Annotated in this window: 18 protein-coding genes, 5 pseudogenes and 1 riboswitch; of the genes and pseudogenes, 10 read left to right on the forward strand and 13 right to left on the reverse strand. The window is 41.7% G+C overall.

Translation table 11 applies throughout. From position 1 onward, the window contains the following. The first annotated feature begins 34 nt into the window (after nucleotides 1-34). From lldD to AC6R00_RS16350, 3 genes are all read left to right on the forward strand, one after another. Entirely contained in the window at nucleotides 35-1,174 is a 1,140-nt protein-coding gene (lldD, locus tag AC6R00_RS16340; protein ID WP_500641172.1) for an FMN-dependent L-lactate dehydrogenase LldD, read from the forward strand. 190 nt (nucleotides 1,175-1,364) lie between these two features. After that, nucleotides 1,365-2,153 (forward strand): PhzF family phenazine biosynthesis protein, encoded by a 789-nt coding sequence (locus tag AC6R00_RS16345; protein WP_500641173.1) that lies wholly within the window; start codon nucleotides 1,365-1,367, stop codon nucleotides 2,151-2,153. 164 nt (nucleotides 2,154-2,317) lie between these two features. Next, nucleotides 2,318-2,935 (forward strand): esterase/lipase family protein, encoded by a 618-nt coding sequence (locus tag AC6R00_RS16350; RefSeq protein ID WP_500641174.1) that lies wholly within the window; start codon nucleotides 2,318-2,320, stop codon nucleotides 2,933-2,935. A gap of 4 nt (nucleotides 2,936-2,939) precedes the next feature. Here AC6R00_RS16350 and AC6R00_RS16355 read toward each other — a convergent pair whose 3' ends face one another. From AC6R00_RS16355 to AC6R00_RS16390, 8 genes and pseudogenes are all read right to left on the reverse strand, one after another. Further along, nucleotides 2,940-3,386 (reverse strand): low molecular weight protein-tyrosine-phosphatase, encoded by a 447-nt coding sequence (locus AC6R00_RS16355; protein ID WP_500641175.1) that lies wholly within the window; start codon nucleotides 3,384-3,386, stop codon nucleotides 2,940-2,942. Beyond that, nucleotides 3,379-4,806, reverse strand: a complete 1,428-nt coding sequence (locus AC6R00_RS16360) for an O-antigen ligase family protein (protein ID WP_500641176.1) — start codon at nucleotides 4,804-4,806, stop codon at nucleotides 3,379-3,381. Before AC6R00_RS16360 ends, AC6R00_RS16355 begins: the two co-directional genes overlap by 8 nt. Before the next feature lie 52 nt (nucleotides 4,807-4,858). After that, nucleotides 4,859-5,314 (reverse strand): hypothetical protein, encoded by a 456-nt coding sequence (locus tag AC6R00_RS16365; protein WP_500641177.1) that lies wholly within the window; start codon nucleotides 5,312-5,314, stop codon nucleotides 4,859-4,861. A gap of 162 nt (nucleotides 5,315-5,476) precedes the next feature. Beyond that, nucleotides 5,477-6,115: a hypothetical protein gene (locus tag AC6R00_RS16370; protein WP_500641178.1), complete on the reverse strand. Its 639-nt coding sequence runs from the start codon at nucleotides 6,113-6,115 to the stop codon at nucleotides 5,477-5,479. A 782-nt stretch (nucleotides 6,116-6,897) separates the two neighbouring features. Then, nucleotides 6,898-8,214, reverse strand: a complete 1,317-nt coding sequence (locus AC6R00_RS16375) for an HlyD family type I secretion periplasmic adaptor subunit (RefSeq protein ID WP_500641179.1) — start codon at nucleotides 8,212-8,214, stop codon at nucleotides 6,898-6,900. Continuing rightward, entirely contained in the window at nucleotides 8,207-9,904 is a 1,698-nt protein-coding gene (locus tag AC6R00_RS16380; protein WP_500641180.1) for a type I secretion system permease/ATPase, read from the reverse strand. The genes AC6R00_RS16375 and AC6R00_RS16380 overlap by 8 nt, the downstream gene beginning before the upstream one ends. 68 nt (nucleotides 9,905-9,972) lie before the next feature. Further along, nucleotides 9,973-10,977, reverse strand: coding sequence for a calcium-binding protein (locus tag AC6R00_RS16385; RefSeq protein WP_500641181.1), 1,005 nt, complete (start codon nucleotides 10,975-10,977; stop codon nucleotides 9,973-9,975). A gap of 39 nt (nucleotides 10,978-11,016) precedes the next feature. Beyond that, nucleotides 11,017-11,097: riboswitch (cyclic di-GMP riboswitch) on the reverse strand. Between the two features lie 175 nt (nucleotides 11,098-11,272). Further along, nucleotides 11,273-11,968: pseudogene (locus tag AC6R00_RS16390) on the reverse strand (ISL3 family transposase); the annotation flags it as partial. Between the two features lie 147 nt (nucleotides 11,969-12,115). Between AC6R00_RS16390 and AC6R00_RS16395 the strand changes: the two are divergent. The 7 genes and pseudogenes from AC6R00_RS16395 to AC6R00_RS16425 all read left to right on the forward strand — a co-directional run bounded on the left by AC6R00_RS16395 (nucleotide 12,116) and on the right by AC6R00_RS16425 (nucleotide 16,101). Continuing rightward, nucleotides 12,116-12,313 (forward strand): hypothetical protein, encoded by a 198-nt coding sequence (locus tag AC6R00_RS16395; protein WP_500641182.1) that lies wholly within the window; start codon nucleotides 12,116-12,118, stop codon nucleotides 12,311-12,313. Beyond that, nucleotides 12,310-12,677 (forward strand): annotated as a pseudogene (tnpB, locus tag AC6R00_RS16400) (IS66 family insertion sequence element accessory protein TnpB). The gene AC6R00_RS16395 and the pseudogene tnpB overlap by 4 nt, the downstream one beginning before the upstream one ends. Nucleotides 12,678-13,273: 596 nt before the next feature. After that, nucleotides 13,274-14,128 (forward strand): annotated as a pseudogene (gene tnpC / locus AC6R00_RS16405) (IS66 family transposase); the annotation flags it as partial. 30 nt (nucleotides 14,129-14,158) lie between these two features. Next, nucleotides 14,159-14,287, forward strand: coding sequence for a transposase domain-containing protein (locus AC6R00_RS16410; RefSeq protein ID WP_500641441.1), 129 nt, complete (start codon nucleotides 14,159-14,161; stop codon nucleotides 14,285-14,287). Nucleotides 14,288-14,359: 72 nt separating this feature from the next. Then, nucleotides 14,360-14,586, forward strand: a pseudogene (locus AC6R00_RS16415) (transposase); the annotation flags it as partial. Beyond that, nucleotides 14,586-14,768, forward strand: a pseudogene (locus tag AC6R00_RS16420) (integrase core domain-containing protein); the annotation flags it as partial. The pseudogenes AC6R00_RS16415 and AC6R00_RS16420, both read left to right, overlap by 1 nt. Nucleotides 14,769-14,967: 199 nt before the next feature. Continuing rightward, nucleotides 14,968-16,101: a hypothetical protein gene (locus AC6R00_RS16425; protein WP_500641183.1), complete on the forward strand. Its 1,134-nt coding sequence runs from the start codon at nucleotides 14,968-14,970 to the stop codon at nucleotides 16,099-16,101. A gap of 564 nt (nucleotides 16,102-16,665) precedes the next feature. On the opposite strand, the gene AC6R00_RS16430 is transcribed toward AC6R00_RS16425, so the two are convergent. The 5 genes from AC6R00_RS16430 to AC6R00_RS16450 form a co-directional block, all read right to left on the reverse strand. Next, nucleotides 16,666-17,151, reverse strand: coding sequence for an acyltransferase family protein (locus AC6R00_RS16430; RefSeq protein ID WP_500641184.1), 486 nt, complete (start codon nucleotides 17,149-17,151; stop codon nucleotides 16,666-16,668). Between the two features lie 48 nt (nucleotides 17,152-17,199). Continuing rightward, nucleotides 17,200-18,615: an oligosaccharide flippase family protein gene (locus AC6R00_RS16435; protein ID WP_500641185.1), complete on the reverse strand. Its 1,416-nt coding sequence runs from the start codon at nucleotides 18,613-18,615 to the stop codon at nucleotides 17,200-17,202. 19 nt (nucleotides 18,616-18,634) lie between these two features. Next, nucleotides 18,635-19,417: a polysaccharide pyruvyl transferase family protein gene (locus AC6R00_RS16440; RefSeq protein ID WP_500641186.1), complete on the reverse strand. Its 783-nt coding sequence runs from the start codon at nucleotides 19,415-19,417 to the stop codon at nucleotides 18,635-18,637. A 10-nt stretch (nucleotides 19,418-19,427) separates the two neighbouring features. After that, nucleotides 19,428-20,297 carry a glycosyltransferase family 2 protein gene (locus AC6R00_RS16445; RefSeq protein WP_500641442.1) on the reverse strand — a complete coding sequence of 290 codons (870 nt, stop codon included), beginning with the start codon at nucleotides 20,295-20,297 and terminating at the stop codon, nucleotides 19,428-19,430. Nucleotides 20,298-20,361: 64 nt separating this feature from the next. Beyond that, a complete protein-coding gene (locus tag AC6R00_RS16450) occupies nucleotides 20,362-21,480 on the reverse strand; it encodes a hypothetical protein (protein WP_500641187.1) in 1,119 nt (372 codons plus the stop codon). Nucleotides 21,481-21,608: the final 128 nt, after the last annotated feature.

Here is a 21,608-nt window from a genome sequence, read left to right on the forward strand (position 1 = left end):
AGAAAGGCACTAAATACATATTAGGAATGACTTTATGATTATCTCTGCTTCTACTGACTATCGTGCCGCTGCAAAAGCGAAGCTTCCTCCGTTCCTCTTTCACTACATTGATGGCGGTTCTTACGGTGAACATACCCTGAGAAAGAACACCGAAGATCTCGCAGACATCGCGCTTAAACAACGTGTGCTTAAGAATATGGAAGATCTGAGTCTAGAGACAGAGATCTTTGGCGAAAAGTTTGCGATGCCAATTGCGCTTGCTCCCGTCGGACTCACCGGTATGTATGCACGTAGAGGTGAAGTTCAGGCAGCCAAAGCAGCGGAAAACAAAGGCATTCCATTCACTATGTCTACAGTGTCAGTCTGCCCGATTGAAGAAGTCGTTCCTGCGATTGAGCGCCCAATGTGGTTTCAACTATATGTACTCAAAGATCGTGGCTTTATGAAGAATGTGCTTGAGCGTGCTAAAGCTGCCGGCGTGACAACGCTTGTTTTTACCGTTGATATGCCAGTACCTGGAGCTCGCTACCGAGACATGCACTCTGGTATGAGTGGTCCTAACGCTGCCGCGCGCCGTGTGTTCCAAGCAATGCGTCACCCAAGCTGGGCTTTCGATGTCGGCTTATTTGGCAAGCCACACGACCTAGGTAACATTTCGACTTATCGTGGAGAGCCAACCAAGCTTGAGGACTACATTGGCTGGCTTGGCGACAATTTTGACCCTTCTATTTCGTGGAAAGACCTTGAATGGATTCGCGAATTTTGGGATGGCCCAATGGTTATCAAAGGAATTCTTGATGAGCAAGATGCGAAAGATGCGGTAAGTTTTGGCGCGGATGGCATTGTGGTATCGAATCACGGTGGTCGACAATTAGATGGTGTGCTTTCAACCGCAAAAGCTCTGCCTACTATCGCAGACGCAGTGAAAGGTGACCTTAAAATCTTTGTCGACTCAGGTATTAGAACCGGCCTTGATGTAGTCCGAATGCTTGCACTCGGCGCTGATTGTACCCTTCTAGGTCGCTCATTTATTTATGCTTTGGCAGCGCAAGGTCAAGCTGGCGTTGAAAATCTTCTCGACCTTTATGAGAAAGAAATGCGTGTAGCTATGACGTTAACAGGTGCTAAAAATATCCACGATCTTAATAGAGACTCTCTAGTTAACTTTAATTAACACCTCTTTTTCAATATATTTGTGATTCTGTAACCATTGCAGTACTCACTTTTGATTATCGGAGAGTGTGTAGACTCAGCATGCTTTCAGTTGAAGCGAGTCGCAACTCTCCTCCAATCCCAACCAACAATGGTAACTAAGCGCAATAATTCATATCATTTATAAAATCTCCACAACCAAGGGAAAGATGATGGAATTCGAGATGTTCGTTTGCGATGCCTTTACGACTCAAAGGTTTAAAGGAAACTCCGCTGCAGTTATTCCGGTCAATGATTGGCTTAGCGATGATTTAATGCTTGATATTGCCGCCGAAAACAACTTATCGGAAACGGCTTTTATTAAGCCTATAGATGTCGATCACTATGAAATTCGCTGGTTTTCTCCTCTTTGTGAAGTTGATTTTTGCGGCCATGCCACTTTAGTCTCCGCCTATGTCCTATTTTCCCACTTTGATGCGGGAGACAGCATTACATTTGAAACTCGCTTTGTTGGTCCGTTAGTTGTCGATAAAGACCTTAGTGGTCGTATTTTGATGACGTTTCCACTTAGAAAGCCGCAAGCCATTAATCCCCCTTCAGATCTGCTAGAAGGCTTGTCTATCCCTCCAGTCGAGGTGCTAAAAAGCCCGCAAGCTTATTTTGCTATCTATGACAATGAACAAGATGTTTATGATTTAAAAACCAAAAGTGATTTCCTTAAACGTCTAGCCCCATATGACGTGGTTGTAACAGCAAAAAGTAAAGAGTATGACTTTATTTCCCGTTATTTTTGGCCTGCCAATGGTGGGGATGAAGATCCTGTGACAGGTTCCATTCATGCTGGATTGGCTCCATTTTGGTCTGATAGACTCAACAAGAACAATTTCAAAGCATACCAAGCATCCAAGCGCGGCGGCATTGTCTATTGCCATGTTTCACAACAAAATGTCGTTGTTGCCGGCGATGTAGTGCCCTACTCTCATGGAAAAATATACGTTTGAAATTCACCATGCTGCCATAGACCTAAGCCCACATTAGCCACTTGAATAACTGGTTAAATGATTTATTTGATCATCTTGGTTGGCTGCACAAACTTGCCAGAAAGTAGGTGATTTTGTCAGAAAATATCGTTAGATTCTCTGTATTAGCGGTTGTGGGGAATTATATGAAAATCATTATCTTACATGGGCTTTACATGCATGGAATGGTGATGCAACCACTAAGCCACAAACTCAGGGAGCTTGGTTACCGAACTAAGATACTCTCTTACAACAGCGTTGCGATCGATGAACAACAAGTATTTACCTCTATCGATAACACTTTATCCGATACTATGCCTAACGTTCTCGTTGGGCACAGTTTAGGTGGGCTAATCATTAAGCATTACCTGCAATCTCGCCAGCCAAATCAAGGTGTTGTTTCACACGTTGTGACCATAGGTTCTCCAATGAAAGGCGCATCCATTGTTACTCGTATCCGAGAGCTCGGCATGAATGTTATTTTAGGTAATTCCCCTGACTTTGGTCTTGCTCAACATGAAGGAAGTTGGACTCTTCCGCAAAAGCTTGGTTGTATTGCTGGTACTCTTCCACTTGGCGCTCGCTCGTTGCTTTTAATGGACAACAAAATGATGTCAGACGGGACCGTCACAGTCGATGAGACGAAGATTGAAGGAATGACTGACCATATCGAGATTAAAAGCAGCCATACGAGTTTGATCTACTCATCGTTAGTACCTAAGCAGATTGATTGGTTTATTCGGAATGATCGTTTCAAGGTATAGGTAGTTATCTAGCTAATCGAGTTCTCCACGAATCTACGGCCCTTTCTAAGGTGGCGTAGCAATCGACAAATTCTGCATAGCCCTTATTGATAGGATCTGCTACTTCACCGACACCAATCCATTGACCAATTAGAAGTGTTTTTGCGCGAGCTCCCGGTACAACATCCGAAAGCCGATTGATATGATCATGCTCCATCACTAAAATCAGGTCACTCCACTCAGCCAGTTCTCTATTCAATTGCTTAGCCCGATGACAAGATAGATCTAAATTATGCAGGTCAGCTACTTTTTGAGAATAGCGAGCCGCAGAGTAGTCATGCAAACCACTTTGTTCTACTAATAAACCAGCCGAATCAAACTCAATTTGAGGTAACTCGCGCTTAAAAATTACTTCAGCAAGTGGAGAGCGACATATGTTACCGGAACATACAATAAGAACTCGGCTAATCATTAACAACCTTTCCCTTTCTCTGTGGTCTTTCTGCAGACTTAATTTGAGCGGTTGAAGTCCCTATCGCAGGTAGTGTCGCTGTAGCATTAGCTATAAACAAGACCAAAATAAACGTCAGCGCATTAGCCATTGGCTGTAAGTTAAAATCAACGCTAATATGGATCAACATACCGATAATAGCCATCATTGAACCTAAGGCAAGACCTTTCATCGTTCTGCTATTTCGAGTTCGAATGGTATTAATACAGCGCAAAAATGAATAGAGTACAATGCAACCGAGTAAAAGTGTGGCAGGCAGTCCAGCTTCTACTATGAACTGTATATAGTCATTGTGTGCATGGTCATAAAATCCAATGTCAGATTTTGAGTACATTGGAAAAACTGCGTAAAAACTGCCCATGCCCGTACCGAAAACCGGGAAGTCACGAATAATGTCCATCGACCAAATGATTACCTGATCTCGAGACTCAGCTCCCAATGATGTTTCCACAATACGTTGTTTGACTTTATCTAAGCCAAATAAAGCGCCAATAACAATTGTGTCGATGGCAATAACACTCCCAACCAAAGCCGTTAATGCCCTGGGTTTCTGTTTATAGATAAGCAATGCGATTACTCCACCCAGCGTGGTAGCTACAAAAAACGCAGTATTACCCATCCTTGAGCGAGTCATGACCAATGCGATAACCATAATAATCAAACACAGTCGAACGAACATTTTGGGGCTCATCACTCCCTCAAGAATTCGTTTTGTTCGAATATGCCAAGAGCCTGATTTACTAATGTGAAGTTGTGTCACAATCAGCCCTACACCAACACAAAGCGCGATCATTAGGTAGTTTGCTAAATGGTTTTTATATACAAAGGAGCCAGTTGCGATGTCTTTTTCAGGCAAGCCAAAGACAAGACTCTCCTGTACATTTAATAAAACTGCTGTAGCTCCATAAAATGCCTGAAATGTTCCGCTGACGACTAATGATAAAGCGACAAGCTTTAAGCGCTGGCTAGAGTTGACTAAAAACGCCGCATTTACTGCAAACAAAAGATAAGTAACTCCTTTAACCAAAGACACTTGGCTTATTCTAGAGTCTAAAGAGAGAAAACCAATTTCTGCACCCACCAAACTGTAGATATACGCTGTTTTTTCGGAAAATAATGCCAGCCAATCAAGGGGCCAAGGAATTGTCTGTAACAATACCCATATTTGAAAGCCTAACAATCCTAACAACAACACTTTGTATGAACGTAGTGCTCCAAAGGGAAGCACTCCTCGGTATGCGATAACCAGTATTAGGCTCTGCGCTGCGACCCAAAGTTCTGCAATAGCCCATGCCCAATCTCGATTGCTACCTAAAGGAATAGGTAGCCAAACTATTAGAATTAGAAAGGAATAGAAGACAAGTTGCTCTAAGTTTTTCATGAGGTAAATAAAAGCCCGGACAAGCCGGGCCCTCTAGAATATTCAAACGTGTTTAGTTAGGAGATACTACTGCATTACCACCACCGCCGTCAGACCCAACCGCAGGTGCTGCTGGAGGCGCAATAGAAGAAGCAGTTTGTATACCCGCAGCAGTTGCTTCAGCAACTACCGTAGGGTCGAGCCCTGCTAACAATGCTGACGTTGTAATAATTTCATTGCTCACGCCAGCCTGACGTGCAATCTCCACGATTTCATTCACAAGTTTTGGTGAAACAGTCAATGCCTGGGTAATAGCGGTTTGAGGATCTACGACTTGGTTCGATAGCAGTGCAGTCAGTACGTCTAAAACCTGTTCTGGATATGCTAAAAATGTAGACTGAACAGCTTGTTCATCAGGTACATCTCCCAACAATTCAAGAAGCGTACTATCTAGACTTGCCTCATCTGCCACGACATTTGCAGATACTGCGAACACTGCCAACGCAGCCGTTAAGAATCGCAATTTCATTTAAATTCCTTGAATTAAATTTTTAGCTCAGTAGCTACAAATTCTAGCAAGGTTGATGCATCGTTAACACGGTTCTTATTTAACTTTCTGTCTCGTTTTTTAGAATTAACGGCTATTAGTGAGTAGCGCCAATAAAAAACGACTTATCTAAACTACCTAATATTACTTACAAGACTCTACCGTCAGATTGTTGAACTTAAGCAAATTACACATTCTTTCCTTTCCACGTGAAAAAGAGATCATATTATTCAAATCGGCGCGAAACTCTTTCCGATAGATCATACCTACTAATTGAGTAGCAGCTTTGATTTGAAATTTGCGACTTACATCCTCCCAATGTGAGAACGTAAAATCGATGTGTTGTATTAGTGCCTGTGATGTATAAGGACCAAACAAAAGAGCTAAATCCAACTTCTCCTTCTCCATACCATTACCGAGCTCGCGAGATAACTTAGAGCGCTCCACGTGATTTGGTGCCCAGGTTGGACGAAGCTTCGCGCTTTTCTCTCTTAAGCTTGTTCTCAAGTTAATATATTTGTTCTCTTGAGATAAGTAATCTTCCCATTCATATAGGGTTGCGCTCAAGTCTAAATCGTGAGCTGTTGGGAGCGGGAAATGAGACAATTCATCTGAAAGTGATATCGTTAATTTAATTCCTTCGGCATTAGCTACATTGTGAGTCAGGTTTTCCAATTGTAACTCTGCTGCACTACGGTACATGCTCTGATAAAGCGCGACCATTCCAACTATGAGAACATATAAAGTTACTGTAACGTAAGTAAACAAAGCTAAATTTTTCATGACAAAATAAATATAATTTCTAAAGGTATCTTGCTCTGGAACATATGGAGTACTCGTCGGCCAAATTGACAGTGGACAATATTCGTATTTTGGCAATCTTAGAAACACTATCAACAGCCCACGTGTTGCGAAAGTTCACCATGAAATATTTATCTTCAGCGAGTTACTGTTTGACTCATATTACCTATGCCCACAGAACAATCAAACGTTGTTTCTACTCGGTCCATTGTAACCTCGTAACTAATCACGCACGAGCTATTGACATCGGTTTACGCAAAGAACACTGGCATCTGATATATCAAAGTAGCGCACCATTAAAATATAGCGAGGGTTCAAACTGAACGGAATAAACCGAAACGTGCGATCACAAGCAACGAAAAAGAATGTTGAGGTGTCAAAAAATACCGCTGTTTTTGCACTCAAAAGTACCCCACGAAGTAAATTTACCGTATACAACGTTATGAACTTGTAAACATCCGTGTTTTAGTAACATGCTAATTTAGATATTTCCTACTCTCATGCCTTGCTAAATATACCCAAAGAGTCAGATCATCGAATGAGTCATAAAGGTGTACATCGTTGTACTCCTTCAAACACTTTTCTGTCAGTTCTCATACTTCGCTCTGTAATAGTCAACCAGATAGTATATTGACGTCATATTTAGCTAAATATGATTAGCTACTCCTAGAATGAACGAGGCTACCTCACAAAACGTAAATCACGCCTAAAACTAACATTAAATTAGTTATTCGAAACTAGCTAAAAAAGACTTCCCTAGAATGCTAGATTTCCCTGAAGGCTTTGTAAAGGTCAAGCTGGAGGGGCTCCAACAAATAGTCAATAGGACTACGCTGCTTGAGCAAGACATAAACCTCTGCTGGCATACCAGGATGTAATCGGACATTTTCAACATTTGCTAAGGCGTCAGGGTTCAAAGCTACCTTAATGGTAAAGCTCTCTTCCTGGTCTTTGTTACCGTCTGTGATCCTATCTGCCGCAATATGAATAACCTCCCCTTCTATAGGAGGGGTGTTTCTAAAGTTATAAGCCGAAAGCCGTACCATAGCTTTCTGTCCTTTTGAGACAGCTGCAATATCCGTCGGCTTCAGATTAGCTTCAACGATTAAGCGATCGTTTTCAGGAACAACCTGCATTAAAGTTTCACCTGGACTAATAACATCCCCTCTATTAAACACACTCAAGCCTACAACCTTACCTGAGTTTGGGCTCTTCAGAACAACTCGAGATAACACATCTTTCGCCTGAGCAAGTTGCTCGACGGTATCATCCATAACTTTAGATAACTCTTGTAACTCCTGCTCAATCTCACTGATATATTGGTGCTCCATTGCAACACGTTGTTGGTGGATCTCAAGCAATGCGATTTCACGATTCTGCAATTGCCCTTCTAAGTCAATAAGATAGCCAGACAATCTAGCTTTTGAACGCAGGAGCTCTAGCGACTTGAGTTTAGAGGTGTAACCGGCGGGTAATAACTCATCATGCATATTACTTTCTTGCTGTAAGTACCGATACGCCAAACGCTCTTTATCTAGTTTCTTGGCCAGAGCTCGCTTATCACTTGAAAGACGAGTTAGCCTCGCATCGAGCACCGCAAGCTCACTCTCTCTCAGTTTAAGGCGACCATTAAAAAGCAACTGCTGAGTTTTCATCAGTGAAGTCAGTGAAGGGTATTGCTCTGAAGCATCAAGCAAATCTTCTGTAAAAAACAACTTTTGCTCCCCATTTCTCTCACTTTCCAAACGTTGTTTTTGGGCAAGGTTACTATAGTACTTTTGCTGCAATTGAGTAAATCTAGTCTCAGCCGCAATAGAAGAAAGCTCAATTAGTGCGTCACCTTCGGCAACTTCATCCCCCTCGCTAACTAAAACGGTATCGACGATCCCCCCCTCATAATGTTCTATTGATTTACGCTTACTTTCTACAGATATCACTCCTGGAGCTATTGCTGCAGCATCGATACTTGTAAACCAAAGCCAGTAAATACTGAAGCCGCCACCAAGTAACAGTACCATTAGTCCAGCAAAAATATAGCGCGAAGGGTTTATGGTCAGCTTACTTGGATATGAATTAGCCATGACTACCGTCCCTATTAATATTTGCTACGGCTCCTTTTTGAAGGCGTGTAAGTACATCATCTTTTTTGCCTGCATCTTTTATCACACCTGAGTCAAGTACAATGACCCAATCAGCCATTTTAACAAGGGTATTTCGATGGCTAATGAGAATGACAGTAACTCCTTGCTGCTTTAAAATATTTAATGTTCTAAGAAGTTTTTGTTCGGATAAAATATCTAAATTTGAGTCTGGCTCATCCAGCAATAACAGTTTAGGTTGATGATATAGCGCTCTGGCAAGCCCAACTAATTGCATCTCACCGCCTGACAACTGACCCCCTTGACTACGGCCAAATTTAGTTTTATACGCATTTGGATGTTTAACAATAATGTCGTGAATACCCGCTATTTTAGCTGCATTAAACACCTTTTCTTCAACGCCTTCACCTTCGTCAAAACAACAAATATTGTCAAATAATGAAGCTTCAAATAGCTCAACCTGCTGCGGTAAGTAACCTATGAGCTGTTGCCTTTGACGGGGAAGAATTTCAGTTAAAGCAATGCCGTTTAGACGAATATAACCTTGGTGATTAAACTCAACACCTGCAATAGCATTCAGCAAAGTTGATTTACCGGAACCACTACTTCCAACAATCGCTAACGCGTGACCAGCTTTTAGTTCAAATTGAACATTCTTAAGAATTAAACGCTCAAACTGATCTTTCACGCTAAAACCCTCAACCTGAACGCTGATATCTTCAATTGGCATTTCAATACGCCGTTCCGAATCTGGAAAAGATAAAACAGCCTCTGCCCGCGACCAAGCTGCCCTGCTTTGACGCCAAGGTCGCCACAAATTGATACTTTGATCTAAAGGAGCTAGCACCCGGCCCAATAGAATAGAGGCTGCTAACAACACTCCTGCTACCGCCTGATCAGTAATAACTAACCAACCACCAAGGCCGAGTACCCCGACTTGCAGGATCATCCGAGCATATTTAATAGAGGCTTGAAGGAACTGTAATTTAAAGTTGTATTCATTTTGCAGATGAATAATGTTCACGTTGTTAGATTGCCAACGTTGTGCGAGCTTATCGGCGACGTTAAATAATGAAATGGTATTACCCAGCGCAATTTGCCTTTGTAAATAAGCTCCATTATCAAATGCTTGATGAGCAAGCTCATCAATGCTTCTACGCGTCAAATATAAGTTTAACCAAGTTAATAGAGATAAGGCTGTTGCTGCCGCGAAAGCGAACCAACCTAAATAAGGGTGAAGAGAAAAAATGACAAGGATGAAAATAGGCGTCCAAGGTAAATCAAACAATAAAGCGACCATAGGAGATGACAACCCGCCTTTCACTTCTTGTGAGTCTTGTAGTGTTCTACGGGCAAGGTCTGGTGTTCTTCCTGCTATCGAAAAAGCATGTTTAACTAGATGTGGGACACAATAATGTTCAAACTGTGACGCACCTACATGTAATAGGCGTGTTCGGATGAAATCAAGCAAGGCTTGTATAAGTAATAGGCCTAAAGCTAATACAGCCAGTAAGATAAGTGTTTCAGGACTTCTTGAGGAGAGAACACGGTCAAATATTTGTAAACTGTAGATTGGCAACACCAGCATCAGCAGGTTAACGAACACTGAAAAAATACCTATATATACAAGATGTTTTTTACGCTCTTGTAAAAATCGACTCCATTCGGGCATAGCAACCTACACTTATAGTTACTCAAAAAATGCGCCATAAGGCGCATTCTTGATTTACGCGAAAAGTATTATACGAGTTCAGTATCCGACCAAACCGTCACTGTTTCGCCCATATATACAGTTTCGTATGCTTGAAGCGCAGCATCGGCCGCACCACTTGCTTCAAGGAGTGAAGCTTGCTCAGCAGTAAGGTCTTGTGCCACAGCAGTGAAGCTAACGTCTTGATTAAAAGAAACTTCATCGCCAACATCATTACCCAGAGCAATCACTAAACCGTCTTGTAGATTAACGCGTAAGTCTTGCGCCGTTCCTTCCTCACCAACAATCGCTTCAAAGCCGGCAAAGTTATTACCAATAGTCGTGTCTTCATTACCAGTTACAACCAGGGCGTCAAGACCATCACCGCCGAAAACAGCTATGTCATTTTCGTCGTAGAAGATAACGTCGTTGCCCCCTAAGCCAGTAATAATATCTGCACCAGCACCGCCATCAAGGATATCGGCCCCAACAGAGCCCGCCACAACATCGTTTCCTTCACCTGCATCTACTTTACGAGTCACACTACTATTAGCATTCTCATTTAAGCCAGATAGGTTAATAATGTCATTACCTTCACCTGTCATTACCTCAACAGAAGTGAATTGTGAGTTAGCCTCATTAAAAAACTTGACTGTATCATTACCAGCGCCAGTATCAACCGTGAAAAGGTTACTCCAACCGCCATCGTTAGTTTGTACAGCTACATTAACAGTATCGTCACCATCACCGGTTTGTATTTGACCACGCTTTGAGTAAAGAAGCGAAACGGACACACCAAGTGAACTATCAGATAAATCGATGTCAGCATCTACGAAGTTTTTAGCGTAAACATCAACGTTTTCACCATTAATTTTCACTTCTTTTTCACCAACCGCATTCCAACCTGTTGCTTCTACATCAATCGATTGGTTTGAGATTTTGGCGTCATAGTCAGGCGCTTGACCTATGCCATCTAAAATATCGTGTTCTGAAACTAAGTTAGCAGAAGAACCAGTTCCATCTAAGTTAGTCGTACCTACTTTCACTGAAGACATTTTTTTTGCCCCTTACAATATAATCTTGAGATTTATTTTTAAGGCGACCCGGCTGTCTCTCATTGCAAGAGACCCGTGGTTTTCCGTCCCTGACTCACGACAGGTTTGGCGTTACTCTACCTGCATATAACCGCATGAAGGATATATTACGATACAAGCTATTGATTAACTGACAAAACAAAAAAGAAAACAATAATTAAATTTCGCAAAAATAAGAATCTACTTAACCAGATAGAACAAATAATTAGAAGTTACAAACAATTCATACTAAGCTCTTTTTTGTTTCATCGCGCTTTCAGGGGAAAGCCGCTTTAATCTTTAGAAAGAAGTAGTCCGTGTCTCGGTAACCATAACCCATTCGCTTGATGAGTTTTATCTTGTTACTGATACCTTCCAAGGTGCAAGTATTCAGGTGGTATGGTGATGCCACCATTCCGTGAAGTTAAGGTTTGAGCTTTCTAGCAAAGTGGATGAGAGGTGGGAGGCCACTTCCATTCACCTGCAGCCACCATACTTCCCATAGCCCCTTAGCTGCGCCTTTGAATAACAATACCAAAGCTCCTCGAGTTGAGCTCCAAGCAGATGAGTTATCATGAGATCTCGATTTATCGAGAGTATTTCATCAAGATAAATTTGTTGTTTACGCTCAAGTTCTCTCAATTTTTCAGAAGTACCTAACGGGAACGTTTTATCCAGCGACGTGCTTTTTGTAAGTTATTAATTGATTAGCCTGGTCTACACGAACCCTGTCCATAACCTCTCGAACAAACTTAACCACGACATGAAACAGGTCATAGACAATACGGGCATTTGGGCAATGCGCTTGCACTTCAATGTCAAAAGCCGTGTTTATATCCATTGCCACAACTTCAATGTTGGCGGCATTGTCACCGAGCTCTTCAAAAAATGGGCGAATGTCCTTTCGGCTTCGGCCTATGCCAATCCAAAGCACTTGGTGTGTTTGAGCATCAGCAATGACCGTCACATATCTGGTAAGCGCCTAGTTCTCGACATCAGTCCAAAATAATCCATCATGCTGATAATGACACTGGTCATTAATCAACAAAGGATTATCTATCTCACTTTCTCAAGCACAATACTGTCGAACTTACGATATCAGTCTAGCACAGTTCAGTTAATGGAAACGCAAACTAAACAACACATCGACAGTCACTCAATCAGTGACTTCCAAGTTCGCCATTGCTCAAGTGAAACGGTAACCAATAAGTATCCATCTGAGCTGTATATTGCTCTATCTGATGGAACCACCATACTTGGTATTGATGACAGCAACATCACATCCGTCACTCAACTGCTTTCCGTATTACTCTCATGAAAACATCAACGCTAAGACCCGGACTACACTTGCCTACCGTTTATCTTTATCGGGACCCTATCGACTTTCGAACATCACATAAAGGATTAAGTGCGCTGGATAAGTTGGAGCTCGGCCACAATCCCTTTAGCGGAGAGTTGTATGTCTTCCCCAATAAACTACGCAATAAAATCAAGTGCCTGTTTGGGAAGACAACGGTTTTGTCCTTTACTACAAGTCCCTTGCTGAAGAAAAATTAAAGTGGCCAAAGCGTACTGATGAGGCCGTGAGCCTGACAGGGCAACAGATAAATTGTCTACTGGATGGTTACGATATCTCATTGATAAATGCATATAAAAAGTTAGAATACGAGTCACTTTTTTAGTGACTTAATCGTCTATTTTTGATAGAAAAAACCTGTTACCACAAGGCTTTAAGGACTGTTTTACTGTGACTTCATCCAATCATCATATAGCTAAAATTGAGGGTCTTAGCGCACAATTAACAGAGAAAGAAGCACAATTGCGAACTTAATCGGTTCGCATTGAAGTAATAGAAGAGGTGGTCCGCCACCTTAAAATCAAACGCTTCATGCCAAGCAGTGAAAAGGCGAACATAAACCAATTCTTGCTCTTTGATCAATCTGAACTCTGTACTGACCCAGACCTTTAATCGCATGAGAAAAAGAACAAAGAGAAGAGCAAAAACACCTCCTCAAAGCCTCGCGGCCGTAAGCCTTTCTCTAAAGACCTGCCGCGTGAACAAGTCTTCCTATACCTGACTGATGAAAAGAAACACGGTGCTAAAAGCACCTTCTTTGCAAAGGTAAAGGAAGAGCTTGATATCGTGTCAGCGAAAGTTCACGTTCTTGAATACATGCAAGAAAAGGCCGTGTTCGAGAAAACGGATGGTCAACAAAAAATGGTGGCGGCTGAGTTACCAAAACATCCACTTCCGGGCTCATGAGGCAGTACCGGTCTTATCGCTCATGTGATCACGTCTAAATACGTCGATGGTTTATCTCTCTATCGTATTGAGAAGATGCTTCAGCGCTATGGTGGTGAGTTATCACGAACAACGTTAGCGAACTATGTAATTAAGTCTGCGAAAATGTTCCGACCTCTGATAAACCTGCTTCGTGAACACCAAAGCAGTGGTGATATCGTTGCGATGGGTGAGACTCGTGTTCAAGCGCTGAAGGAGCTCGGGAAAAGTGCGACATCATAGAAATACATGTGGGTATCACTCGGAGGGCCACCGACACAACCCAGTGTCTTGTTCCACTATGACCCATCCCGTAGCGCTGGTGTGCCGCTAGAATTACTTGATCGCTTTGAAGGTTACCTGCAAACCGATGATTATCCGGGGTACAACGCTGCGTGTAAGAAATATGGACTGGCGCATGTTGGCTGTATGGACCATGCCCCTCGTAAATTCATTGAAGCTCAGCAAGTTCAACCAAAAGGAAAAAAAACCAAGGAGAGTAAGGCGGATATGGCGTTGAACACCATCAATAAGTTGTACCGTGTAGAGCGTCAACTGACCGACCTACGGGAAAAACAGCCAGACATGACCCCAGAAAAAGTCATCGCTTATCGACAGGAGCACAGTGCTCCTCTCTTTAAAGAACTAAAAGCATTCCTTGAAAAGAGACTGAACAAAGTACCAAAATACAGCTTAATCTATACGGCGATTAACTATACGCTCAACCAGTGGTCCTAGCTTATTGTTTACTGCAACCATAACGAACTTCGGATCAGTAACATCATGGCTGAAAATGCCATCCGTCCGTTCGTGATTGGCAGGAAGACATGGTTGTTCTCTGACACGCCTCAAGGTGCACAGGCAGGTTCTGCGTGCTACAGCTTGGTTGAAACGGCTAAATTAAATGCCTTGGAGCCATTTAGTTACCTGCGCACTCTTCTTAACAAACTTCCTTACGCCGAGACGGTAGAACAAATCAAAACTCTGTTGCCTTGGAACATCGAAATGTAACGCTCCCCAAAAAAACTGGTCATTAGCATTTAGAGTTTTTCCGTTTACACTGAAACAAAGGGAGAACGCATGATGAAGAAATCACGCTACACAGTCAAGCTCTTGAAGGAAGTGGCAGCAGGCCGAAAGGTCAACAAAGTCTGTCGTGTCTATGGCTTCTCTGATGCGACATACTACAACTGGAAGTCCAAGTATGGTGCTATGGTAGCCTCAGATGTTAAACGGTTAAAAGAACTCGAGGATGAGAATAGTAGGCCCAAACAATGTTTGCCGGCTTCAGTCTCGAGCACCGTATCGTTATCGGACAGAAATACTCAATATGTACGTATTTAAAACTCTGAACGAAGTCCGAGAACTGACAGAAAAATGGATGACGGAATACAACGATGAGCGCCCTCACGACTCACTCGACGACCTGACTCCTTGGGAGTATTTAGCAAGGAATGAAAGTAGGAAAAACTCTAATTTAGAGTGCCACTAAAACAGGGAGGGTTACAGAAATAGCATAACTATTGACCATTAAACGCTCAATAATACGGAGTTATGGGCGCTTACAAACAAACTATATGGGTGGATCAATTTTACTTCGGCGATAACGTCGCCAAGTGGGTCAATTTTAAACTGGCGTTGACACCAGATTTGACTGTAGCTCTTATAGTATTATTTACATTGGGGTCGCCATGAAAATATTCAAATACTCTCTACTTGTTTCATCGCTTTTCATTACTAACAACGCTATAGCTAACACCGCATATATATCAAATACAGGTACAGGTGACGGTTACTCAGAGGAAATGCCGGCAAGCCTGTCCAATGTTAACAAATTATTATCTGATGAAAGCATCAGTAAAATTGTCTTGAAAGCCGGATTATATGAACACCATGACGCTATTTACATTCTATCTGGCTCCACTCCTGTATCCATTGTGGGGGAAGGAAGGGTCGTGCTAAGTAGCGACTACGATTATATCACAGGGGGTAACTCTGGGGTCATGCTTGCGAGAAGCAATATAAAGTTTGAAAATATTAACTTTCTGAATACCAGGTATTGCTTCAGGTTTAAAAACAATCCTGTTGAAAACATACAACTTAGAAACATTAATGCGCATAACATAATGAGTTGCATCGAGGTAGATTCAAACGTATCGCAGACGATCCGCAATATAAAAATAGCAGAGTTAAATGTAGTCGGATATTACAAAGCTGGAATGAGGTTAAATGGCGAGTCAACTTCCAATATTCAGGTGCACGACTCAAGTTTTGATGCTATGGAGTCTTCACCGGACGAACACAGAGACTGCCACATTACTGGGATAAGTATGAGTAGAGGTGTAAATAATGTCTCAATCTCAGGAGTTAACATATCAAACAATATTGGCAGGATCGCAGGTTGTGGCTCTTACCAACAAGGAGATGGTATTCTTATAAACTCAGGTGTTGATGATATAAGAATTACAGACACGACTATATCTAATAGTAAAGATGCTGATTTTGACATAAAAGGCAGTAACATATCACTAACAAAAGTCACTTCATCCTCCGGGACTCAGGGGCGATATAACTTTAAGTTATGGAACAACGATTTCAGCTGTATCGACTGCTATGTTAATACTTCTCAACTTGTCATGGCTCAAGCAATTAACTCATCTTTTATATTTATAGATTCAACAATCAGAATACGAGAAGACAGTAATATTTGTGACGTTAGAGATGATACTGAAACGGCCAAAGCAATTGCTTTTGACAACACAAGCTTCTCTTTGAATGGCGATATCAATGTAACGCCAAATAATTTGATGTCTTGTACACCTTGATAAAAATCTGAGCAAGCACACTCTGTGCTTGCTCAAGCTCCTGCACTTATTGGGGTTACCCCTTTCTTCACTCTAGACTCAAAATACTCTACCGGTTTTAGGACTAGATATTTAAAGAATGCTTTCCATAAACCTGACATCTTGCGTTCAACTACAATATGAATGACTGAAGATAGTAGCATAACAAACGAAAAAACTAGGAAGCACATCAGATACTTATTATCTTCACTTGCATAATTATCTATAAGCATGTAACCAATGTGGGCGTGTACAAGGTAAAGCATAAGGGAGCTTAAGAGAAGCGCCTTTCCTGCAAATAAAAAAGAAAGAAAGCAAAAAAGAGCGCAACAATACAGAGAACAATAAAACTGGAGAAAAGCACATCGCTCTTAACAGTCTTTATGATAGCGTATTCATATAAACACTTCAGGCATAACAAACAAGAAACGAATAGAGACAACTTTGTAAGCGGACTCTTACCTTTATAAGGTAAATAAAAGAGCCCACCACAAGAGAAGAAATTGAAGTAACCTCCCAAATATGGAAGGTTTTCCAAACCAAAGGCTAGTGAAAGGGCCACACAACAAAAAATCTTTCAACAAGCCTTTGAACGCCTACCAGAATAAAAACAAAGATAAGTGCAAAAAATTTCAGTTCATAAACCAGGGTCCAGTAAACTCCATCCACATGACTAGCCCCAATAAAACTCTGCAGCATAGTGTAATTTAATAACACCTTCGCAAGAGAAACACTCATCAGCTCACCGCCGAAGTAGAGAGCAAATATTGCCGTGATAGTTACACCAACCCAATACGCAGGGAATAACCTTAAACACCTTGAAAATGCAAAAGCTCCTGCAGACCTGTTTCCTACTGAAGCAAGTATCACAAAACCACTAATCATGATGAAAAACTCAACTCCCAAGTAGCCGTACTTAGTGAATTGAATTAAATCTATATCTGCCGTTACGGATGAGATTTTTCCATTTGATATTCCATTAAAAGAATAATGAAATAAAACAACAGAAATTGTCGCAAAAAAATCGAGCATAGTCCAAAAGCTCTAGTCGTTTCATACCTGAATACCACTCTGGCGCATTTATAATCTCCTAATCCCAACTATGTCTTTGAAGCTTTTTCTATAGATAAGAAAAAGTATCGAAAGATAAAGCACATAACTGAGCGCTCCGATCGCAATTAGCAAGTACAAATTGTCAAGGTCAAACAAGCCTTCAGCGTATTTCACCGTCGCTGCCATCAATGCAGCACAGGAGAAAAACCCAATGAAGCAGCTGGCAATGTACCCCTTAGACGCTTGCAATATATCAGTCAATTCAGACATAAACTTAGGAAACACCAGGAGTATCGATATAAACATCCCTGCAATTGGAGAATAGAAACCAAGACTGGATGAAAAGACCACAACTGAAAGCAAGATGACAATGGTCGAGATTGAGCTAATTAAAAGTGTGTTATAGGTTCGTTTAAACAAAACCTGTAAAGGGGGGAGAAGCAAGAAGATCGACATAATACAGTGATACAGCGCCAACCAACAAAGAACGTCGGCTGCCGAAGCCCACTCATCGCCAAAAACCTCAGTAATCAAAGGCTCCGCGACGCTCATAATCCCAAAGTAACAGGGCGCCAGTACCATAACGGCCCATGAGCTAGAAATTGTGTATAGCCCCAGCAACTTTATACTGTCTTCTTTTGCAGAATGAAATTTACCCACGGCCCATGAAGAAAATCCAAAACCTATAAGTACACGGGGTATATCAACAAATTTAATTGCGAGGGAATACAAACCCGATGCCGCATTTCCTACAAAGATACCCAGAAAAATGATCAGTCCATGATTTTTTGCGCTCTGCTCTAGTACATTGACACCAGACGGGATTCCTTCAACAAACAGACTCTTAAAGATCTTATAGTTCATCGTACTGAATATATGAGGACGAAGAGCAGAAAGCATTTCACTCTGCTTAATCATAACAACCAGGGCGACAGCCAGAGCAACGAAACTTTGCAGAATGATAGCGAGCTTAACATAGCCGAGGAAAGCCAGTGCCAGACCGATACTCACACCCAAAATTTTACCCAGAAAAGCCCTCAATGCCAGCTTCTTAAACTCTTGCCGTTTTAACAAATCCGCGACGAAAATTCTAGAAACAGAGGAGACGGGGATGTGGAGCACAGAGAACAGAATAATGTCACAGTATTCCACACCATAAACCAAAACCAGCAGTAAGAAAAGCACCGTACTGGTGAGCAATGATAAAAACAGCCAGCCTTTTAGACTAACGGCATAAACATCATAGTCGCCTTTCTCAGCAGACAGCAGAGGTGCCTGTTGAATACTATCCTGAACACCTGAAACCAGTAGAGATACTGACAGCAAGATTGCGGCAAAACCAAAACCATCCGGGCCAAGTATTACCGCATACCAGAAGGTCGCCAGTATCGAAAGTAAAGTCAGGCCTACTTTTTCAAAGAAGACCCATAATAAACCAACCAAAAGAATGCCTTACAATTAGTTAGAGCTTTGAAGGGAAAGCATTAATAAGGTCTTCCTGCAACTTAGCTACATCTGGCAGTGGACAAGGGGTAGTCGCGAGAGCCTCTTCCAGAGAACGGCACATTGGAAACTCAGGCCTTCCAGTACCCTGATAGTAATCATGGTACTTTTCATCACCTTCACCATTGTTATCTTTGAGTAACACAGCAGGAATACCAAATGATTCTGCGATAATAATGCCGTGCAATGAACTAGAGATTACCTTCTTAGCACGTACAATCTCTTTCATAAACTCTTCTACGCAGCCTTTAGTCTCCAGAACATGTGGAGCCTGAAACTTGTCTTTGCTCTCACTAATGTGGGGAATGACCAGGTACTCAATATCTTGCTTCTCTGATTTTGGAAAATAGCGGGAGGTGAGCAAGCCAGGATCGCCAAAAACCGAGGGGACCATGATCCCCTTCTTCTCGAGGAACTTCTTTGTGACAGGTCCACGAACAGCCGTTACAACAAGATCTGAAAATACATAGGTGCTATCATCTTTAACCGAGTTATAGCCTGTGCCCCAGATAACATCACCAGTACGGGCGTGGTTCATTATTGAGCCTATTCCCATCAGTTTATTATTGTTTTTGCTTAAGGTAACGCCCTTTTCCTTCATTACGTTCCATACAATGTACACTGATAGCGCATCGCCTACATTTAAAGGACGCGGGAAAACCTTGAGCTTTCTTCCCGGCTTCCACCAATACAGAAAATCTGTTTCCTTAACCAACTGAGAAAACTTTTTATTTGTAAACATCATCAAACCTTTAGAACGTTTTTTTTCTGAATAATTTAGAACGAACACCTGAAAGAAGAACACTAAACGTCGCCCTCAATCCAGCTCTCTTAACAGACGCAGCAATCCACCCCGTCTTATTACTTTTAACCCATATGTAAGACAACATGACGCGAGCAATACGAATATTGAAGTAGTGTTCACCAAGCCAATCACGATTTTTATACGAAACGACTAACCTATGCTCTACATCTTCGAGCTTCATGTTCTTTGCTTTACCTGTAAGGCTCTCGTGATTACCTTTTCGGTAAAAATACAGAGGGTTGCTGCAAAAATAGATCTCCCCTCGTCTCTTGAGTCTGATGTACACATCCCAATCTTCTCCAAGAGTTAAGTCTTCATCATAAGGCTCCTCAATGAAGTGTCGACGTTCAGCCAACAACCCCACATACGGATTCCCTTTCCTCAAATCATCTTCCTGAATCAAGCCAGAAGACATATAGTTAATTCCTGACTCAGTTCCAGAGCCAATCATAGAGCAAGCAGTTAATGAGGCAATACAGTTCTCGGTTGACAGTATTGCCTGCATTTGCGCTTCAATCTTTCGTTCGTCGTAAATATCATCATCATCTAAAATTGAAACGTAGTCCGCGGTTGCCAAACTCAAGCCTATGTTTCTTGAGTTACTGACGCCAAGATTCTTTTCTTTCTTATGGTAGAGAATGTTCACATCTGGAAACTTCTCTATCGTGGGCTTAAGATCTGTCGGAGAACAGTCATCTACGACAACGATTTGTTCAACAGGATAAGTCTGTTTCACTACACTTTCGATCGCATCATGAAGGTAATCTGGCCTGTTGTACGCTGCGATAACCACACTTACAGTTGGCTCTTTTTCCATTCTCACTTAAAACTCTCCCAGAAACACATGCATAATCAAAATTCAGCTGTTACTTATAAGTAGGTTAAACATTAATTTTTTTTCGGCTGTACCACAGCGCAATAGCGAACAAAAATGAATATGTATAAATTCCTTCTATAGCCCAGAAAGGCATGGTTGAATTAGACATAATAAAGAAACCAGCAAGAAGCCCTAATAGAGTTACTTTCACTCTAAAATCGCAAATTTTAAGCATGGATACAAAGGTACTCCAGAAAAGAAGGAGAAGTGATATCAAACCAAATAGTCCCAGATCGAAAAGTGAGCCTACAAAGTTGTTATGTGCATAGACAATGAAATATTTGGGCCAAGATTCTGGGCCAGCACCAAATATTTTTCCAAGAAAGCCAAGCTGATTGTACTCAGTTATATACATATTCCATAGGTATAGTCTACTAGATAGCAGGCGTTTCTCCTCCCTGGTAAAAACTGAGTAGTCGATCGACATCAATTCACCAATACCCGATAATGCCGTACCTATCTCTCCAAACCTCGAAACTATGCTTTCACCCATAACAAGCGTCAGTAATACAGCTCCTCCACCAATACCTGTCATGACAAAAATCTTAAAATCACGCTTCGCACCAACATAGTAGGCAGCAAAGTAAATAAATAATACGGGAATGACCGCTGATAACACTGTTGTTCGGTAATTAGCAAAAATCAGAGCAACAAAAAATACAAATGGTAATAAGGGTTTTTCTTTCTTAACCAGAAGCAATATTGAACTAATAAGCAAGCCCATGAAGAGAAGCACAGAAAAGGCACCTTCGTGAGCATATCCAGCAATATAGCTCACCGCATTGGATTCAGAGACAATACTCTCGGTGTCCTTTCCCTGGCGAAGCACCAGTGAAAGAAACTGAGAGAACAGCAATCCCAGAAATACGTAACTAAACGGTTTGACTACAGATTCAAGACCAAACTGACGAAACAAGTCCAGTAGACAAGAAATGATCAGGAACATGAGTAGCCACTTCATAGCGACTATAGCTCCACCTACAATAAGGCCTGAATAAAACCCAGAAGCAAGTGCCGAAGAAATAAGCAAATATAAAGGAATTGCACCTTTGAACCTGGCAAAGCTTCGGCTAACAACAAGCAGCAGAACTGCGACACTAAGTATAGAGAAGAGTGAGTTCAATGACTGCCCTACAACCAGAGGTTTAAATGAGATCTGATGGTTGAAAGACAGTATCAATCGAAACACAAAAAGAGAAAAAAGAACCAGAAAAGGCTTAGTACACCTTACATAAGGAAACTTTTTAAGCA

Source organism: Vibrio sp. R10-SF1-ISO8, assembly GCF_059833805.1.

Excerpts from the sequence above, each read along its gene's own strand:
- AC6R00_RS16425 (WP_500641183.1), top strand. The coding sequence starts at position 14,968 with ATGAAAATATTCAAATACTCTCTACTTGTTTCATCGCTTTTCATTACT.
- AC6R00_RS16380 (WP_500641180.1), bottom strand. The coding sequence starts at position 9,904 with ATGCCCGAATGGAGTCGATTTTTACAAGAGCGTAAAAAACATCTTGTA.
- AC6R00_RS16430 (WP_500641184.1), bottom strand. The coding sequence starts at position 17,151 with ATGCTCGATTTTTTTGCGACAATTTCTGTTGTTTTATTTCATTATTCT.
- AC6R00_RS16385 (WP_500641181.1), bottom strand. The coding sequence starts at position 10,977 with ATGTCTTCAGTGAAAGTAGGTACGACTAACTTAGATGGAACTGGTTCT.
- AC6R00_RS16345 (WP_500641173.1), top strand. The coding sequence starts at position 1,365 with ATGGAATTCGAGATGTTCGTTTGCGATGCCTTTACGACTCAAAGGTTT.
- AC6R00_RS16355 (WP_500641175.1), bottom strand. The coding sequence starts at position 3,386 with ATGATTAGCCGAGTTCTTATTGTATGTTCCGGTAACATATGTCGCTCT.
- AC6R00_RS16375 (WP_500641179.1), bottom strand. The coding sequence starts at position 8,214 with ATGGCTAATTCATATCCAAGTAAGCTGACCATAAACCCTTCGCGCTAT.
- AC6R00_RS16395 (WP_500641182.1), top strand. The coding sequence starts at position 12,116 with ATGGAAACGCAAACTAAACAACACATCGACAGTCACTCAATCAGTGAC.
- AC6R00_RS16350 (WP_500641174.1), top strand. The coding sequence starts at position 2,318 with ATGAAAATCATTATCTTACATGGGCTTTACATGCATGGAATGGTGATG.
- lldD (WP_500641172.1), top strand. The coding sequence starts at position 35 with ATGATTATCTCTGCTTCTACTGACTATCGTGCCGCTGCAAAAGCGAAG.
- AC6R00_RS16370 (WP_500641178.1), bottom strand. The coding sequence starts at position 6,115 with ATGAAAAATTTAGCTTTGTTTACTTACGTTACAGTAACTTTATATGTT.
- AC6R00_RS16445 (WP_500641442.1), bottom strand. The coding sequence starts at position 20,297 with ATGGAAAAAGAGCCAACTGTAAGTGTGGTTATCGCAGCGTACAACAGG.
- AC6R00_RS16440 (WP_500641186.1), bottom strand. The coding sequence starts at position 19,417 with ATGTTTACAAATAAAAAGTTTTCTCAGTTGGTTAAGGAAACAGATTTT.
- AC6R00_RS16365 (WP_500641177.1), bottom strand. The coding sequence starts at position 5,314 with ATGAAATTGCGATTCTTAACGGCTGCGTTGGCAGTGTTCGCAGTATCT.
- AC6R00_RS16360 (WP_500641176.1), bottom strand. The coding sequence starts at position 4,806 with ATGAAAAACTTAGAGCAACTTGTCTTCTATTCCTTTCTAATTCTAATA.